The sequence below is a fragment of the Rhizobium sp. 01N447_2 genome (assembly GCF_056399245.1).
On the sequence record NZ_JBFTQY010000055.1, the window covers coordinates 15807 to 32861 of the forward strand.

Consider the following 17055-nt stretch of genomic DNA (forward strand, 5'->3'; position numbering starts at 1 on the left):
ACTTGCGCGGCAGGCGCGCTTTGGTCTTACGCGACGGACCATCCACCGTCCACCAGCAGGTTCGCGCCAGTGATCAGGCTCGCGGCCGGCGATGCAAGGAAGACTACGGCACCCACCACATCATCGGTTTCACCGATCCGGCCGAGTGGAATGTGACCGAGCGTCGCTTTACGATTGTCGGCATCGGATAGAAACGGTGCTGTACCATCGGTGTGGATGAACGTCGGCGATACGGTGTTTACAGTGACATTATAGCGTGCCCATTCGGCCGCAAGGCAGCGCGTGAGGTGATTAATTGCCGCCTTGCTCATGCAATAGATTGCCTCGCCGCGCAGTGCCACGGTGCCGGCCTGYGAGCTGATGTTGATGATCCGGCCCCCATTGCGYTTGATCATGTGACGCCCGACTGCCTGCGYCATCAGAAAGGTGCCCTTGATGTTGACATCGAGTATCTCGTCAAGGTCTCCTCRACGAGTTCCGCGAGATTGCCYGGAGCCACGCCGACRTTGTTGACGAGGACGTCGATCCGACCGAACGTAGTAAGCGCTGCGTCGACGGCTTGTGCGATATGGGCCTTATTGGGAATGTCCAGTTCAACAGGGAGGACTTTTCGTCCCGCGTCCTCGAGTTCGGCGACCAGACCCGCCGACGCCGCGACATCGCGGACCCCCAAAACAATATCGGAGCCTGCTCTGGCACAGGCAAGTGCGCAAGCTCGACCGATGCCACGGCTCGCTCCCGTCACCAACGTCACCTTGCCCTCAAGGCTGAAGTCCGGCGCATTCTTCTGCATCATGATACCTCCCTCGATGAAGCTCATTTATGGCAGCGTCGGCGTGCGGATGCCAGATGTTCTCAGCATGCTGAGGAGCGTCCCTTTGGGACGCGTGAGGTCTGCTTCGGCTCTGGGCCGGATAGCACCACAAGCAGACATGCCGTTTTGGCGGTGTGCTAGTTGCGGCGCGTCGATGGGTGTAGACTGCCGACACTATTGCATGTTCATGCAAGGCAATGATGATGGGTACCCCCACGCTTGACCGGAAGCTGCCCGCGATCCTAGCGGCGGATATGGTCGGCTACTCGAAGGCGATGGAGGCCGATGAGGCCGGCACCATCAAGCGACTGAAGGCCATCCGCGCCGAACTGATCAATCCCGCCATCTCCCGGCGCCATGGCACCGTTATCAAGCTGATGGGTGACGGCACGCTCGTCGCCTTCGACAGCGTGGTTGATGCGGTTGCCTGCGCCGCGGAGTTTCAGAACGTCGTGGCGGCGCGCAACGCCGACCTACCGGAGCCTGAGCGCATCGTATTTCGCGTCGGGATCAATCTGGGCGATGTGGCCTTGGTGGATGGCGATGTCTATGGAGATGGAGTGAATGTCGCCGCGCGGCTGGAGCATCTGGCCGAGCCGGGCGGCGTGGTGGTGTCGGGCACGGCATACGATCATCTCCAGGGCAAACTCGACTGGCCGCTCGATTTCGCCGGCGAGCAGCAGGTCAAGAACATCAGCCGCCCGGTGCGGATGTATCGGCTGAGACTCGACGGCAAACGGGCGCGTCGGCCCCTTCTCAAAATGATACCGCGCTGGACCAAAACGGCTGCGGCGTCGATCGTGGCGCTTGCTCTGGCGGGCGGYGGGGTCTGGTGGTTCTTGCAGCCCGAACCTTTGAGTGGCAAGCCTTCGGTGGCGGTGCTGCCCTTCAACAATTATGGCGGCGACGAGGCCAGCGGGCGTCTGGCCGATGGCCTGACTGAGGACATCATCACCGACCTCGCGCGGTTTCCCGAATTCGAGGTGGTGGCGCGGAATTCGACGGAAGTTTATAAAGGCAAGCCCGTGGATGCCCGCCAGGTCGCAATCGCGCTCCATATCGGCTTTGTACTGGAAGGCTCGATCCAGCGGCAGAGTGGCCGGGTACGGATCACAGCACAGTTGATCGATGCAAAAACCGGCCACCATCTTTGGTCGGAGAATTGGGACCGGCCCGCTGAGGACGTGTTCGCTGTTCAGACCGAAATCGCAGAACAGGTCGCCAACCGCCTCGGCGGCGGAGTGGGACTGATTCAAGAGGCCGGGCGGGCTGCAGCCAAACGCAAACGGCCTGAAAACCTCAATGCCTATGATTACTATCTTCTCGGGTCCGAGAAGATCGAAAAGCTCACCAAAGCCGATGACGAGGAGGCCATCACGTTTCTCAACCGCGCCGTCGAGCTGGACCCGGGGCTGGCACGGGCCTGGGTAGAGCTTTACCATGCTCATGATCTGATGGGTGTGTTTGGCGTCAATCCCGAGAGCAACCGCAAGGTGGCCGCCGATGTGGCCGAACGCGCGGTGCGGCTTGATCCGAGCGACGCTGAAGCCCATGCGGTGTTTGGTATGAGCCTTGCCAATAGGGGCGATATGGGCCGCGGGAAGGCCGAATTCGACACGGCCCTTCGTCTCGCTCCGGGTTCGTCCGAAATCCTGACTTTTTACAGCGGCTATGCAGCACGATTCGGCGAACCAGAACGCGGTGCTCAAATGGTCGACAAGGTCATGCGGCTCGACCCGAATTATCCGATGTGGGCGTCCAACTTCTTCGCACCTGCCTATTTTATGGCGGGGCGGTATGAAGACGCGGTGACGATGTTGGAGCGCATGACGCCAAACAACTACCAAAGGTGGACTTGGGTGGTCCGTAGCAGCTCGCTTGCGGCACTGGGTCGAACCGATGAGGCGCATGCTTCAGCTATGGAAACTCTCAAGCAGCACCCCGAGGTGACTGTCGAGAGCATGATCAGTGAACCCGGCCTAAGCATAATCGAGCGCAATCGGTTCATAGAGACAATGCCGCTCGCTGGCTTCCCGGCATGCGCCAAGCCCGAGGCGCTGGCGAACCTCGCCAAACCTGTGCGACTGCCGGAATGCGAGGCGGGGAAGGCCGAGCCCCTCGGGCAGCCATAGAGCAGCCCCGTGCAACGCGCGGGCGGCTTCGTGGCGGCACGGCGCTGCAGCGCGAAACACGCGGCCGAGCAGTTGATGTCGGGAACGAGTAGGTCTGCTGATAGAGGCTCCCAGGCGTTTTTGCCCGCTTCCCCTGCTGTCGTAAAAATAGACATCGCGGAGACCGGAACGGAATTGTACGGTGCTGTTGATGGTCGAGCCATCGCCGAAAGCCCGTGATCTCCTTCTTCGACATCTAGTCTAATCAACACTTCATCATCCACGGATGTGCCGCGGGCTGTCCGTTCGCTTCGCAATTCCCAAGCCCAAGCGCGACGCTCCAACCTCGTGATCGCTGGTGGCTAAGAAGTGAGACAATTTGCCCACTTAACTATGACTTAAAAGTAATTCATCCTCCAATTGACTCTTCAGAATCGTGGCTGTAATTGCTGTTCGAGTTTTGAAAATACAAGTTGAGTATATGCATCACCTCGGCGAAGTTGTAATACGACGACAAAAAGAAAAGTTGATTGAAATCGTAAGGAAATTTGTAAGCCGGGGACAGCCTTACGTTATAATGAACTTTCCATCAAATAAAGATCCTGGTCATCATGCGAGTTGGCTTGGACTGTCGATGGTATTGCGAGAAGTAACGGGGCGCCTCCCGGTGCTGACTGGCAGCACCGCTCAAAGTATAGATGAGATAAAAACAACACCAGGCGACGCTCCAATATTCATTTGCGGGGGGATAGACTTTGGAGACGCGCGGACGGGCAGGGATGATGTTCGCTACCGTTTGATGTGGAAATATCCGGATCGAACGATCATTCAGATGCCGCAAACCATTCATTTCGCGAACGAGTCGCTCAAGGAATATGCGAAACGCACGATTGGGAGGCATCGCAATTTTTTTTGCATGACGCGCGATGATCAGAGCTTCGAGTTAGCCAAAGCCAACTTCGATTGTGATGTTGAGGCTGGCCCGGACACGGCATTCGGCATGGAATCGCTTAAACGGTTCGAAGCTGATCCTCTCAGGGTATTATATGTCATGCAGCCTCGTGGAGAGGACGAGGTTGATATAGCGAAAGCGCGAGCGATTGCTGATGGACCTCTTACCAATTGGGTTAACGGTCCAAATAGTTTGTCGCGCATGCGCAAGTCGAGCGTCGTCAAATCAGCGTTGCGGCATGGCTTTAGCCGCACCGAGATGATGGCCCAACATCGTGAGGATGTCGCTGCTCGATATGTCGAGTATGGCGTGAAGATCCTGTCCGGCGCGCAACGGATAATCACCAACCATCTACACGGTCATATTCTCTGTCTTTTGCTGAATAAGCCGCATATCGCGGTTGCGAGGGAGGGAAGCAATCTACACGACGTCATCGACAGCCAGACTGGCGACAGCCCTCTGGTGGAGAAAGCGACAAATGCCAACGAGCTTTTAGCAGCAATGTCTCGCCTGCCGTATGAATTGGGAGGAGCTTGGTACAAGTCAAGTAAACCCATGAATCTAAACCCTACTATTCCCGTCCCAGATCTAATACCTCAACCCTCCATAGTCTGATTCCCGGTAGGAGATCACTTTGTCGGTTTTACAAGACGACGATATTCTATTCAGCCATGTCAGTGAGAACCGATCCGCCGCAGCCGTTACGGGTGCTTTCTGGTCGGCGCTGAGTACGCTTATTCCGACAGTCCTGACCTTCGCCGTCTTTGTGGTGACATCTCGCGTTCTCCAGCCTCAGGATTTCGGTCTTGTCGCACTGGCATTCAGCATTGTGTCGTTTGCGGGCAGCTTTGGACCAACGGCATTTGGCGAAGCGATCATACAAAGAGCCGAAATCAGGCGAAGCCATCTGGACACGATATTCCTGCTTTCGCTCGCTTTTTCATTTTTGATCTACGGCGCTTTGTGCATAGCCGCTTCGCCAATCGCGGCCTATGTGGGGCATGAGCAAATCACACCCCTGATTTACATCATGGGATTGAAGGTTTTCTTCGACTTCACCGCCGTCGTTCCGAATGCAATTGTCAATAGGAAGATGTCGTTTCATCTGGTAGCCGTCCGCACCGTGATTGCTACCATCACTTCTGCCTGCATTTGCCTTGTTTTGGTTCTCGCGGGTTTCGGCTTGTGGGGGCTTGCGATTGCACAGATCGCGGCCACAGCGGCATCATGCGGCGCCGCTTTCTGGGGCGCCGGCTGGCGGCCCGGGCTTCACCTGAAGCGAGCAAGCCTCAACGAGCTCCTTCACTATGGGTTCTTTGCATCCGGCACTCGGTTTTTACAGACGATGAGCTTGGACAACTTGCTCATTGGGGTGCTCTTGAGCCCGGCAGCGCTCGGGATCTATAACTTTTCCAAGCGTTTGTTTGATATGATCAACAACGTCATCGCCGGTGGCTTAACATCTGTCACGCACGTCTTGCTTTCTTCATTGCGGTCCGATCCGAAGAAAGTTCGAGAAGCATTTCTCATGGCAACGTTTGGTTGCGCTCTGGTTTCGTACCCCGTATTCATTGGTCTTGCCGCCGTTGCCGATGATGCGATCACCACAATTTTCGGTGCCCATTGGATCGCGGCCGTTTGGCCGGTTCGGTTCTACTGCGTCATAGGATTGATGGCTGGGATCGGCTACGTGCAGGCATCCTTGATCAAGAGCCAAGGAGAGATGGATTGGTGGTTTTACTACCAGCTGGCACGAAACCTCCTCACACTCCTGACGATCGCAATTCTCTATCCTTATGGCGTCACGACGATTGTTTTCGCCATAATGATCGAAGTTCTGTTGTTTTGGCCGATCACCAGCTGGAAGGTTTCGCAACATATAGAGCTGAGTATCCCGGCATATCTGGCGCAATTCCTGCGGCCTACCATAGCCTCTGCAGGAATGGTTGCAGTCGTTTTCCTCCTCCACGAATTGCTAATGCATTGGTCCCCGTACCCACGTTTGGCCGTGGAAATCCTTGCAGGCGGCATGGTTTACTGCGGCCTGATATTCGTTCTGTGCAGAGCTCGTTTAAATATCTTGATCGGCAGTATAAAGCAGGCACGGCAGCGCAAAAGTAACAGGGGTGCGGTTGCCAACCCTGCATGATTTCCAGGCCCTAGCCGCATAGACCTGTGTTGCGATTTGAAGGATCTGGTGCTCAAGCCGTCATCTGAAATTATGAGAACGTCGCTTCGGTGATGTTCTCATCCACCGCATCCGAACGCCTCTCAGACGCAAACGCGTAATAGGATAATCCATAAGATGACTAGCCTCGACCGCGGTTATTCGCCACCGGCGATGGACGATGTAGGAGTCTCGGTTGCCGACCGCAACCGTTACTATACGCTCGATGCAATGCGCGGATTTGCCGCTATTTGTGTTGTCGCTACACATTTCCGGGAGAGCTATGCGCCTTCAGCCTATCTGGCAGTCGATTTTTTCTTCGTTCTCAGCGGATTTATTATCGCAGATATTTACGGAAAACGGCTCGCTCGCGGTCTGCTGTTCCAGTCGTTTATGGCGGCCCGCATCAAGCGTCTTTATCCGCTCTATTTGATCGGAATTCTGGTCGGCCTCATACAGATCATTCTGTTAACAAGCTGGGGGCTGAGAGATCAAAGTGTTATCGACCTGCTGGCGTCGACGACTGCGAACACGTTCTTTCTGCCCAGCCCAATGTATTTCCTTCAATCGAACCCGATGCAAGGAATGTTTCCAATCAACGGTCCAGCGTGGTCGATGTTCTGGGAACTGTTGGTGAATATAGTCTTCGCCCTGTGGCTTTTTCGGCTCTCTATCCGAGCCCTCTGCGGAGTTGCATTGGTCTCGGCTGCATGTTTGGTTTTTGTCGGTCTTAAATACGGCATGTTGAATATTGGCTGGGAGTGGCCCTCCGCGGTAGGTGGCCTGCCAAGGGTGATGTTTTCATTTACTGCAGGGGTCGTGATAAGCCGGCTATTCGGCGGCATTYCCGCTTGGAGGAAGGGCTGGGCCGCCATTGTGCCATGCCTTCTTCTGATGATTTGCATTGCGGCGCCGGTTCCTGCCGTGCTGCGGCCGTACTACGACTTGATGTTCGCGATGGCCTTGGCGCCGCTCATCGTGACTCTTGGCCTCTTTTTGGAGATGCCTGCAAAAGCAGAGGCTTTGGCGACATGGATTGGGTATATCTCCTACCCAATCTACATCCTACATCGAGGTGCGATCGGTGTGTTCAAGCCGGTTGCGGCGTCGATTGGATTGAATAACCCACTCGCATTCTCAGTGTTTCTCAGCGCGGTCGTATGTTTCGCTTATGTGACCGCTCGTCTCGTTGACAAAACTATGGCTACGCGGACCCGTCGAGCTCGATAACTTTGCGTCGGCTTTCCTGGGGCTGAGAATGGTCGGTCAACCGCTCGTCGTGAAGTTGATATTTTTTACCTGCTTCGGCACATTTGCCGTGAGCTTCGCAGTTGCTTTCTGGGTGATCATCAGGGTGCTCTTTGAGACCGACTGTTTGGTAGATAAGCCGGAAGATCAGGGCCAAAGCTGGCGGGAACGGCAAGCACGCAAGCGCAGCCGCTTCGACAGGTACTATGTCGCCGAGGAGTTTCGTTCATTGCGTAAGGCAGCCGCCATCGCCCAGACAGGTTGCGCTTTATCCTTCGGCTCCCTTCTATTGCTGGGCTAATTGTTTGGCGAGAGAGCGTCTCATTAGGTTCGAACCACTCCTTCCGGTCAAATGCCCATCAAACCGTCGATCAGCGGCGGGCGGGCGGCTTCATGGCGGCGCGGCGCTGCAGCGCGAAACGCGCGGCCGAGCAGTTGATGTCGGGGACGAGATCGTAGGTCTGCTGGTAGAGGCTCCGCGCCAGCGTATTGTTGCCGCGGTTTTCCGAGGCAAGGGCGGCAAGGGCCGTGCGCTTGTAGGCCTCGACAATCGGCTCGGCGGCCTTTGCCAGCGCGGCGTCGTCAGCCGGTTCGGCTGCAAGCGAAAGGGCGGCATAGCTTGCCTCGCCATCCCTGCCGACACGGCCGCCGACAGCCCCGTTGAAACTTTGCTCGGAGACCTGGCGCATGCGCCTGGCATTCTTGATGCATGTCGGAATGCGGCCAGCTTCCGCATTGATGCGCTCTGCCGTCGGGCCACTTTCCGCGCTGCTGCCGCCGGACAGGATCACGTAGCCGATGATGCCGACGATGGCGAGATAGGCGACCCCCATGCCGGCCAGGAAGGCCGGCTGTTTGAGCAGCGACTTCTTCGGCTTGTCGTCACCGACCTTGGAAGCCTCCTTCTTCGGCGCGTCCTTGGCGGCGGCCTTGACGACGAACTGGAATTCGACGTCCTTGCCGAGACGGAAGCTGTCGCCGGCCTTCAGCGAGGCCGTCTGCAACAGCGCTTCGCCGCGCAGCATGATCGGGTTCAGTCCCATGCGGCGAATGATGAAACCACCGTCGCTCTGCCGCTCGATGCGCGCATGGATCGGCGCCAGGAACGGATCATCGACGACGATATCGGCATTAGCCGCCCGGCCGATCGACATTTCCGGCCGGTCGAGCACATGGCTGCGGCTCTGGCCGCCGGGACCGGTCTGCAGAAGGCTTGGTTTGTTTCCGCGAAAGAAGGAAAGAAAGGCCATGATCAGAACATCCCACTCGACATCATCTCGACAATTGCAGGCGCCAGCACCAGAAGCAGGATCGACACGACGATCATCATCGCCGGCATGACGATCTTGGCCTTCAGCTTTTCACTGGCCCTGTCGGCCTTTTCCCAGCGGCGGAAGCGCAGGTCGCGCGCATGTTCGCGGAGCAGCTCGACGCGGTTGCTGCCCTCGACTTCGCCCTGGATCACGGCGCGGATGACGCGGATGACTTCTTCGGCGGTCATGCGACGCTCCAGACGCTGCAGTGCCTCGATCATGCCGGTGCCGAGCGCCACGTCCTTCAGCGTCTGTTCGATTTCCTCGCTCATGACGGTGCCGGGTGCGGCCTCGGCATAAAGCCTCAGGCTTTCCGGCAAGGTCGCTTGCGCCTGCTGCGTCATGACGACGAGATCGAGGAAATAGGGAAATTCGCGCGAAATACGTTCCTTGCGGTCTTGCGCCTTGTCGTCGGCGACGACCCAGAAATAGATGGCGGGGATCAGGCCGAGGATCAGCCCGGCCACCAGCCCGCCGATCACGCTGCCGCTGGCAATGCCGAACAATAAGCCGAGCACGACGAAGCCGAACAGGCTCAGAACGACGAGAAGCGCGATATATTCCCGCCCCGTCACGCCGCCGAAGGGCCGGCCGCCATAGATCAGCTTCTGCTCGAGCTGCGCACCGTAATCGGCCAGGAACGGCTCGAAATGCGTCAGCACAAATTCGACCGGCGTGCGCATGCCGATGCTGTCGACGATATTCGGCGGCGGACCATCGCCGCCTGCGGACCGGCGCACCACCTGAATGCTGCCGAGCATGTCGCCGATCCACCAGACGAACAGCGCAGCGGTGATCCCGGCAAAGACGACGGCGATGAGGCCAAGAGGTATCTGAGACATCAGACCGACACCTTCATCATCGAGCGCATCCAGAAGAAACCGGTGGCGTAAAGTATGGCGCCGACGATCGCGATGACGATGCCGATGGCATTGCCGAACACCTTGTCGATCAGTTCCGGCTGGCCGAAGAAGATCATCAGGATCATGAACAGTGCACCGCCGTTGACGACGCGGAAATTCATTCGCGCCTGCGACGACGAGGTCGTGATCTTCTGATCGAGCTTCCAGATTTCCTTGAAGGATTTCGACATTTCCGTCAGCGGCTCGGAAATGTCGCCGCCCTGGCGGGCAAAGAGACCGAGGGCCGCATCGACCATCTTGAAGTGCAGGCTCGGTACGTTGCGGCCATGGCGGTCAAGCGCCTCGACCAAGCCGATGCCGAGCTTCTGTTCGCGGGCGATGCGCTCGAACTCGCGCGAGGCCGGCATCTGGCCGGTATCGGCCACCGCATTGACGGCGATGGCGAGCGGCTTGCCGGTGCGCACCGCCGAGACGATCTGGTCGACGGCGTAGGGAAGCTGCGATTCGATCTGCAGCCAACGCCGCTGCAGAAAATAACGGATCACGCCTTTGGGCAGGAAGATGGCGACCGGGATGGCGATGACCAAGCCGAAGATCGGCCCGAAAATCAGCGAGACCACCACGAAGACGACGATCGCCGTGATGCCGTAGGCGAGGATCATCGTATAGGGCGGAACGGCATCGCGCCCGAAGACCTGTGCCGCCTCGCTGGCGAGCGCGATGTCACGTTCGGTTGCGCGTAAGAGCGGCGCCGGCCAGCGCACCGGCGCGCCCCAGACGAGCAGTCCGGCCGTCACTGCGCCGAGGGCGACCGTAAAGATCTGCAGAATGCTGATATTCATCGCTTCCCCCTCAGACGAACATGTCCAGTTTTTCGATCTCGCCGTCCTCGCCGAACTCGACGAGCTCGGCGACGAAGCTCGGCAGATAGCCGGTGAAGGCATGCACGGCCTGTCCGCCGGCGCGCCCGACGAGATTGAACACGGGCAGAGAGCTCTGCCCCTGCAGCACCATCACCTCCAGGCGGGTCATCATGTCCTGCGGCGTATTGGCATGTGCCGTCGTCATAGAGCCGGCGTGGCCGGTGTTCATCGCCTGCAGCATGTCGATCGCCTCCGCACCACGGCACTCGCCGACGATGATGCGGTCGGGCCGCATGCGCAGCGCGTTGCGCACGAGGTCGCGGATGGTGACGCTGGTCTCGGACTCCGCCGTCTTCGGCCGCGATTGCAGATAGACGACATGGATCCCGTCGAGCTGCAGTTCGGACGTGTCCTCGACGGCAACGACGCGCTCGCCGATCGGGATGAACTGCGACAGGCTGTTCAAGAGCGTCGTTTTGCCTGAGCCGGTGCCACCTGAGACGACGATGTTCTTGCGCGAGCGGACGGCCGCCTCGAGGAAGGCGCGCATCGGCTCGCTGAGCGCACCGGCGGTCACCAGCTTGCTGATATCGAGCCGCGACTTGCCGCCGAACTTGCGGATGGTGAGGCAGGCGCCCTTGACCGCCAGCGGCGGAATGACGGCGTTGACGCGTGAGCCATCCGGCATGCGGAAGTCGGCCATCGCCTCGCTCTCGTTGATCGAGCGGTTGGAATCGACGGCGATGCGCTCGATCACCTTCATCAGCTGCCGCTCATTGGCGAAGGCGAAAGGATACCGCTCCAGCAGGCCGAATTTTTCGACGTAGATCTCGTCATAGCGCGTCACCATGATTTCCGAGATGACGTCGAGATCCATCAGCTCGGAGATCGTCCCCCAGCGATACATCAGCTCCTCGATATTGGAGCGCAGGTGCATATGGGCGATCTCGTAGCGGTCGCCGGCGTTGAAAAGAGCCTGCCTGGACTGGAAGGCGGCGCTGAAACGGGTATCGAGCTGGGCGAAGTCAGAGCGGGTGGATTCGAAGTTCAGCTTGAGCTGCAGGGCCGAAATCAGCGCCTTGCCGACGTCGAAGAGGCGGCGATTGTCCTGCTCCTCGCGCGCGAGGCTTGCGGCATTCGACGAGGCGTCACGCCGGCCCGTGCGGGCGATGCGTTTTGCCAGCCATCGATAGACGGCGTTCTTGATGACAAGGATGACGAGATCCTGCGGCGCGCTGTCGAGCGCCTCCTTGATGAACATGTCGAGACGCTCGCGGATACGGGTGCGCGTCTCCTCGCGGCCGAAATCGGAGGATTTAACCAGCCGGTCATACTGCGTGTCCTTCAGCAGGCGCTCGTGAATTTCCATCTGCAGGGCGAGCACGCGTTCCTGATCGGGAAACTGCGTGACCGCTACGGGGGCCGCGGCCGGCTCGACGAGCTCGATCGTGACGTTCGGCACCCAGATCGACATGCCGGCCGAAACCGCAACCGGCGTGCCGGCTCGAAGCGGCTGATCGTCGACGCGCGTCGGGTTGCGGCCGTGATGCTGCACCGACCACCCCTGGCCCGATTTCCGCAGCACGAATTGCGGCGACGAGACGTGGCTGCCGCGCAGCCGCACGACGCCCGCGCCGGCGGGGAGCGTCAGCGTGCTGCTTTCGCCAACGAAATAGGTCTCGTTCGCCGAGAGCGGGATCACCTCCCGACCGCTGCCGTCCTCATAGGAAATCTTCAACAGCATGGCTCATTCCCCCGCGACGGTCACATGCGCGTCCAGTTGATGCTTGGCAGGTCCTCGACGGTATTGTCGGCCGGATTGCGCAGCACCAGGTTCAGACTGCCGTTCGACTGGCCCATGGCAAAAATCAGCATCTCAGCTTCCGACGGTGTCACTTCGACGGTCACATTGTTGTAGGTGCTGTTGGCCTTGGTAACTGCACCCTCCGCCGTCGTCGCCGCGCCGACGGCCAGCACTTTGACATTCTGCAGGAAGGTACGAGTGACAACGCGGGTGCGCGAGCTGATGCCGAGTTTATAGTCTTGCGCCTGTTTGCGGTAGGCGTTGACATCGTTCTCGTCGGCGCCTGGATACTGGGTGAGATAGTTCTTCAGCATCTGCTCGACCGGCGACTGCGGCTGGGCTGGAGCCTGCGGCTGTCCGGCTGCGGCCGGCGCCTGGCCCGGGACGGCAGGCTGACCTGGCACGGCAGCGGGCTGGCCAGGGGCTCCCGGCTGGGCTGCTGCGGCCGGCGCCACGGGCTCGACCGGTTCGTCGACCGTGCCGAGGATATCGACATGGCTGCCCGGCTCGACGAAATGGCCGACAGCCGAGGCGGCGTTGACAGGAAGGGTCAGTGCCCGCTTGCCGGGTGCGATCATCGTCGTCAGGCGCCCGCCATCGGTATCGTCGAAATACTGGAAGAGCAGCACCGAGCCGGCCGGAATGTCGCTCGCGGCCGTCCTGTCCTTCAGCCATTCCTGATAGGCGCTGGCCGCGGGAACCGCGAGCTTGGCGAGCGCCCCGAAGCTTTCCGGCAGCATCACCGGTTCGGCGAGCATGTCGGGCGTGATCGCCTGACCTCGCGTCACCTTCCTGTCGGGCTGGAGCCGCATGAAGGCATAGGCCACCTGCTCGTTCTTGACGCTCTCGGTCCAGAAGTAGAGCAGAACGCCGGTGATGAGCCCGACGATGACGGCCGCGATGAGCTTCCAGTTCATGGTGTTATTCCTTCGACGAAGGGTTGCCTGATTTGAATGACTTCGACGGTCCGGCCGTCGGTTTTACTGCGGGTGTACAAGACATTGGCCTCGACGGTGCCGCGGCGGCCATAAAGTGCTATGACCCGGCCGTGCTGCGCTGGCGGTGTCTCGATGGTGAAGCCATCGCGGACAAGCAGATCGGCGCGCTGATCCGACCAGCGCGTGGCCGACAGGGTGCCTTTCGACACGACCGTGCGCGAGGTGTGGCCCTTGTCGCGATCGCCGATATCGCTCAGCACCTCGACACCGGCCGGCGGACGCAGCGACATCGGCAGCTTGCTGACATCGGCCGCAGCCGCGAAGGCCGGAAGCGTCGAAGCAACATCGTCAAAGCGGCTCATCAGCACTTCGGTCATCGGCGCATCGGCGGGACGACGGATCATGATCGAGACGCCGGGAATCGGCGCTCTCGCGGAAGGATTGGTCGGGTCCTGGCGTCTGAGATAGTCGAGGGCTGCCTCGCCGTCGCCGTCGAAGAACCGCACCACCACGGCAAGATCGTCGCGGATGCGGCTGGTCTTTGGCACGATCAGCATGTTGGCGGCAATGACGGTAGTCAGCTCTTGCCTGTCGTTGCTTTTCGGCAGCGCAGGGCGGGTATTGACGGCCAGCACCCGCAGCCATTCGTCGGTGATATCGGAAATGCTGCGATCGCTCTGATAGGGCGTGAATTCAAGCGGTTGGCCGTTGATGACGAGATCGCGCGGCGCCCGTTCCGGCGCGCCGACGATACCGGCCAGCATCGAATTCAGCGTCACTCTCAAGTCCTTGTAGATCTCGGCGCGGCCCGGTGTGGCCATGGCGGCGGCAAGCCCGATGGCGAGCGCCAAACCGGCGAGATGAACAGAGATGCGGGGCCCTTGTCTCATCTTATTTCGCTCCCGGGAAGACGCCGTCGAAGAGATCGCCGGAATCGTCGGCGACATCGCGAATTTCCCGGCGCAGCGTCGGATCGTAGCCGTGGCTCGTGGTGTCATTGTTGTGCGAGGCAAACAGCGTCGAATCATCAACCGTGAACGCATCCTTCCAGCGGAGGCTCCTGATCGTATCGAGATCGTCGGAATCCCTGAACTTGTAGACGCGATCGGCTGTCGCGGTGACGAGCTGCGGCTTCTCATTGGCGAGGTCGCCGACCATGTCGCCGAAGTCGCGGCCGTCGCTCTTCAAGGTATTTTGAACATCGTCCCAGACAAAGGTGCGCTGGGGGTCGCCATCGCCTTCATGCGATGGTGTGCGCGAGCAGTTGATGGCGTCGCCCCCGGGCAGTGCCGGGAGAGCCGGGATCGGGAAGACATTCGAGAAATCCGACGTGCAGTCCAGCCCATTTGCCTCGGCGAAGGCGGCGTTGCGCATCGCAAGCATGGTTCCGACCTTCTTGGTGGAAATCTTGTTCGCGTGGATGACGAAAATCACGATCAGCAAGATAACAGGCGCGGCGAGGACGAATTCGATCGAGGCAAGACCGCGCCTGTCGCGGTGCAGCCGCATCAGCAGCCCGCGGCCTGGAGGACCGCCCATAGGCTCAGTGTGTGTTGACGGCAGCCCAGGCATTGGCTCCTCCTCGGTCGAAGACGCGGGTCAAGCCGGTAAAACTGTCGGCCGCCGGGCTCTGCTTGATGGTGTTGGAAACCTCGCCGATATCGTCGGCAAGCGTGGCGGGCGCAAGCGATGCCAGCCAATCCTGGGTGTAGAGGTCGAAGGCCGTGTAATTGTGGACCCAGCTCTGCGCGAGCGCATAGGCGGAGGGTGTCTTGTCCTTGAAGATGCGGATCTGCAGCCTGGCGCGCGGGGCCCGCGAAACGATCGCCAGCGTCTGGTAGTCGTCGAGCTGCTCGCCGCCGAAGGGCGTGAAGTTAAACGGTATGCGTCCTTTCAGCCAGTAAGGCTTCGGGAAGGAGATGACGGGCAGGGGAGCACCCGCCACGGAAATCGCGCCACCGGCTGGGCCGCAGACCTGGTTCCAGATCATGTCGAACTTGCGGGTGAAATCGTTCTCGTCTTTTGTCTGCTTGTCGGAATAGCGCGGCGGCACGTCGATCGGCAGCTGGAAGGGGTTCACGACGCCGAACTCGATGCCGAAGAATTCCTCGGCGACAAAGAAGCTGCCATCGAGGACCAGTTCCTGCCACCAGCTGAGATCGCCAAATTGCTCGATGATCGCCTTGAACGGAACCTTGCTCAAATAGGCCGGGCCGAAGGCTTCATAAAAGATGTAGAAGTCCACTAAAGCATCGTCGATGCCGCTCTCGTGGTTGACCCAGTCGCGGATATGGCTGCCGTCGACGCCGCCTGCGGTCAACGGACCCTTGCCGTTGGGGAAGCCGCGATTGGCAAACTCGCCGCGCATGAGAAACGGGTCCTGCCCTTGCGTGCCATTGCTCATCGCCAGGCACATTTCAGCATAGGCCGCAGCGGGATTGACGCCGTCACGATCGACCGGCAGGTTACCGCCCGCACCTTCTCCGGCGTCGTCGCAGGATTCGCACGGCGGGTGGAAGACGACATGGTCCGACTTGTTCAGGAGCACCAGATGCAAGGCTTCATTGCCGACCCGCTGCGGAAAGCTCTCGACGAGGTAGTCGTTGAGATCATTCATGGCGTCGATGATGTCGCTGGACTTCACGATGAGGCCCCAGGGATCGTAATCGATCTGTGCTTTTACCGTATATGCAAGCGCCTTGGTGGCTCCTATCGCCCGGACTCCCTGGAACGCCAGGCAAGCACCGTAGATGATGCCGCCGACGATCGGAATCTTCTGCCAGCCCGGGCAATAGGGCATCGGCGGCATCGGCGGCACGAGCGACGCCGGGCCGAAGCCTTCCGTGAAAGAATATTCGGCGAGTTTCGCCAGAATGACGCCCGAGCGCAGGGCGAGTTCGGCCGTCGTCAGCTGGAAGGCGACCGACGTCGCCATGACGACGGTTGCCTGCGACGAGGCAACATTGTTCATCGCCATGATGTTGAGATAGCGCGCTTCCCAGTCGGCATGGACGAGTGCTGCGGCATCGGCCGTATCCTGCGTGCGCTGCTTGTCGTAGATCATCTGTCCCGTATTCAGGATCCAGACGATCATCAGGGCGAGCGCGATCGTCATGTAGAGAATGATCGGCGACAGGAAGCCGCGTTCGTCGCGGTGCAGGCGCTTAATGAGGGTCGGTGTCATAGCAGGTTCACCTCCGCCGTCGAGATCGTGTAGTAGCGGCCGTCCTTCCTCTGGCCGCGGGCAAAGACCCAGCCGGCATATTCGAGCAGCAGGAAGCGGGCTTCCACCTTGGCGGTGACAGGCACATGCGGCGAACGGTTGATGGCGGCATAGATTGCCATCGGCGCGCGATCGACGGTCACGGTAACGTTCTGCGGATCGAACATGTAGCGGGCCTGGTTGCGCATCGCCCGCCAGTTCTTCGAAAGGCCGGAAGCGTCGGCAAGGCTTTTCAGCGCATCTTCCGGCGGCTGGCAGGCGCCGACGCATTTCAGCTGGTCGTAGGGTGCGGCCGGGATCAGCGCCAGGCGGGCGGCAAGATCGGCCTTGCCGGCGGCAGCATCGTCATCGCAGGTCTTCACGTCGATGATGCTTCGCAGCGTGATCGGAAAAGCCGGGCAGAAATAGACGCGGGCGCTGCGGGCCGCCGCATAGGCTGCATAGTGGGTGAAGAGGTGGTTCTTGGCCAGGATCGTGAACTGGAAGACCACGAACATGAAGAAGACGAAGACCGGCGTGACAAGTACGAAATCCATCATCGTCGTGCTGCCGGAGGTATCGCCGTGCAGCTCCGATATCCGGCGCCGGCGGGCGGAAAGCCGCGGCAGCAGCAGCATCGAGGCAAGCAGCATCATGGCGATCGCAAAGGTACCGAGGAGCGCGCCGTGATCCTCAGGGAACCAGAAGGTCCGTGAGTGCAGGATCGAACTCCAGAAGGCACCGTCGAAGATGGGGCGTTCGAGTTCCGCGCGCATTGCC

At 59.8% G+C, this 17055-nt stretch carries 14 protein-coding genes and 1 pseudogene; 5 read left to right on the forward strand and 10 right to left on the reverse strand.

Annotation, left to right across the window (positions count from 1 at the left end; all coding sequences use genetic code 11):
- Positions 1-26: 26 nt before the first annotated feature.
- Positions 27-793: pseudogene (locus AC1ECN_RS27805) on the reverse strand (SDR family NAD(P)-dependent oxidoreductase).
- 224 nt (positions 794-1017) lie between these two features.
- Between AC1ECN_RS27805 and AC1ECN_RS27810 the strand changes: the two are divergent.
- From AC1ECN_RS27810 to AC1ECN_RS27830, 5 genes are all read left to right on the forward strand, one after another.
- Positions 1018-2946 (forward strand): adenylate/guanylate cyclase domain-containing protein, encoded by a 1929-nt coding sequence (locus AC1ECN_RS27810; RefSeq protein WP_130673920.1) that lies wholly within the window; start codon positions 1018-1020, stop codon positions 2944-2946.
- A 460-nt stretch (positions 2947-3406) separates the two neighbouring features.
- Positions 3407-4492 (forward strand): polysaccharide pyruvyl transferase family protein, encoded by a 1086-nt coding sequence (locus tag AC1ECN_RS27815; RefSeq protein WP_130673922.1) that lies wholly within the window; start codon positions 3407-3409, stop codon positions 4490-4492.
- Positions 4493-4511: 19 nt separating this feature from the next.
- The gene (locus tag AC1ECN_RS27820) at positions 4512-6026 is read left to right on the forward strand and encodes a lipopolysaccharide biosynthesis protein (RefSeq protein ID WP_130673923.1); all 1515 of its coding nucleotides are present in this window, start codon (positions 4512-4514) and stop codon (positions 6024-6026) included.
- A 156-nt stretch (positions 6027-6182) separates the two neighbouring features.
- On the forward strand, positions 6183-7274 hold the full coding sequence (locus AC1ECN_RS27825) for an acyltransferase family protein (protein WP_477954769.1): 1092 nt from the start codon (positions 6183-6185) through the stop codon (positions 7272-7274).
- A 28-nt stretch (positions 7275-7302) separates the two neighbouring features.
- Positions 7303-7593, forward strand: a complete 291-nt coding sequence (locus AC1ECN_RS27830; protein ID WP_130673925.1) for a hypothetical protein — start codon at positions 7303-7305, stop codon at positions 7591-7593.
- Positions 7594-7663: 70 nt separating this feature from the next.
- On the opposite strand, the gene AC1ECN_RS27835 is transcribed toward AC1ECN_RS27830, so the two are convergent.
- Genes AC1ECN_RS27835 through AC1ECN_RS27875 form a run of 9 tightly spaced genes read right to left on the reverse strand, consistent with a single transcriptional unit; the run spans position 7664 to position 17051 of the window.
- Positions 7664-8542: an FHA domain-containing protein gene (locus tag AC1ECN_RS27835; protein ID WP_130673926.1), complete on the reverse strand. Its 879-nt coding sequence runs from the start codon at positions 8540-8542 to the stop codon at positions 7664-7666.
- A 2-nt stretch (positions 8543-8544) separates the two neighbouring features.
- Positions 8545-9447 (reverse strand): type II secretion system F family protein, encoded by a 903-nt coding sequence (locus tag AC1ECN_RS27840; protein ID WP_018071647.1) that lies wholly within the window; start codon positions 9445-9447, stop codon positions 8545-8547.
- Complete coding sequence (locus tag AC1ECN_RS27845; protein ID WP_130673927.1) at positions 9447-10310, reverse strand: type II secretion system F family protein; 864 nt, start codon at positions 10308-10310, stop codon at positions 9447-9449. Before AC1ECN_RS27845 ends, AC1ECN_RS27840 begins: the two co-directional genes overlap by 1 nt.
- A 10-nt stretch (positions 10311-10320) precedes the next feature.
- Entirely contained in the window at positions 10321-12075 is a 1755-nt protein-coding gene (locus AC1ECN_RS27850; protein ID WP_477954772.1) for an ATPase, T2SS/T4P/T4SS family, read from the reverse strand.
- A gap of 20 nt (positions 12076-12095) precedes the next feature.
- Positions 12096-13052: a Flp pilus assembly protein CpaB gene (gene cpaB / locus AC1ECN_RS27855; protein ID WP_130673928.1), complete on the reverse strand. Its 957-nt coding sequence runs from the start codon at positions 13050-13052 to the stop codon at positions 12096-12098.
- Positions 13049-13963 (reverse strand): hypothetical protein, encoded by a 915-nt coding sequence (locus tag AC1ECN_RS27860; RefSeq protein WP_477954774.1) that lies wholly within the window; start codon positions 13961-13963, stop codon positions 13049-13051. The genes cpaB and AC1ECN_RS27860 overlap by 4 nt, the downstream gene beginning before the upstream one ends.
- Position 13964: 1 nt before the next feature.
- Complete coding sequence (locus tag AC1ECN_RS27865; RefSeq protein WP_018071652.1) at positions 13965-14645, reverse strand: TadE/TadG family type IV pilus assembly protein; 681 nt, start codon at positions 14643-14645, stop codon at positions 13965-13967.
- Complete coding sequence (locus AC1ECN_RS27870; RefSeq protein ID WP_130673930.1) at positions 14617-16257, reverse strand: TadE/TadG family type IV pilus assembly protein; 1641 nt, start codon at positions 16255-16257, stop codon at positions 14617-14619. Before AC1ECN_RS27870 ends, AC1ECN_RS27865 begins: the two co-directional genes overlap by 29 nt.
- Positions 16254-17051, reverse strand: a complete 798-nt coding sequence (locus AC1ECN_RS27875; protein WP_018071654.1) for a TadE/TadG family type IV pilus assembly protein — start codon at positions 17049-17051, stop codon at positions 16254-16256. The genes AC1ECN_RS27870 and AC1ECN_RS27875 overlap by 4 nt, the downstream gene beginning before the upstream one ends.
- Positions 17052-17055: the final 4 nt, after the last annotated feature.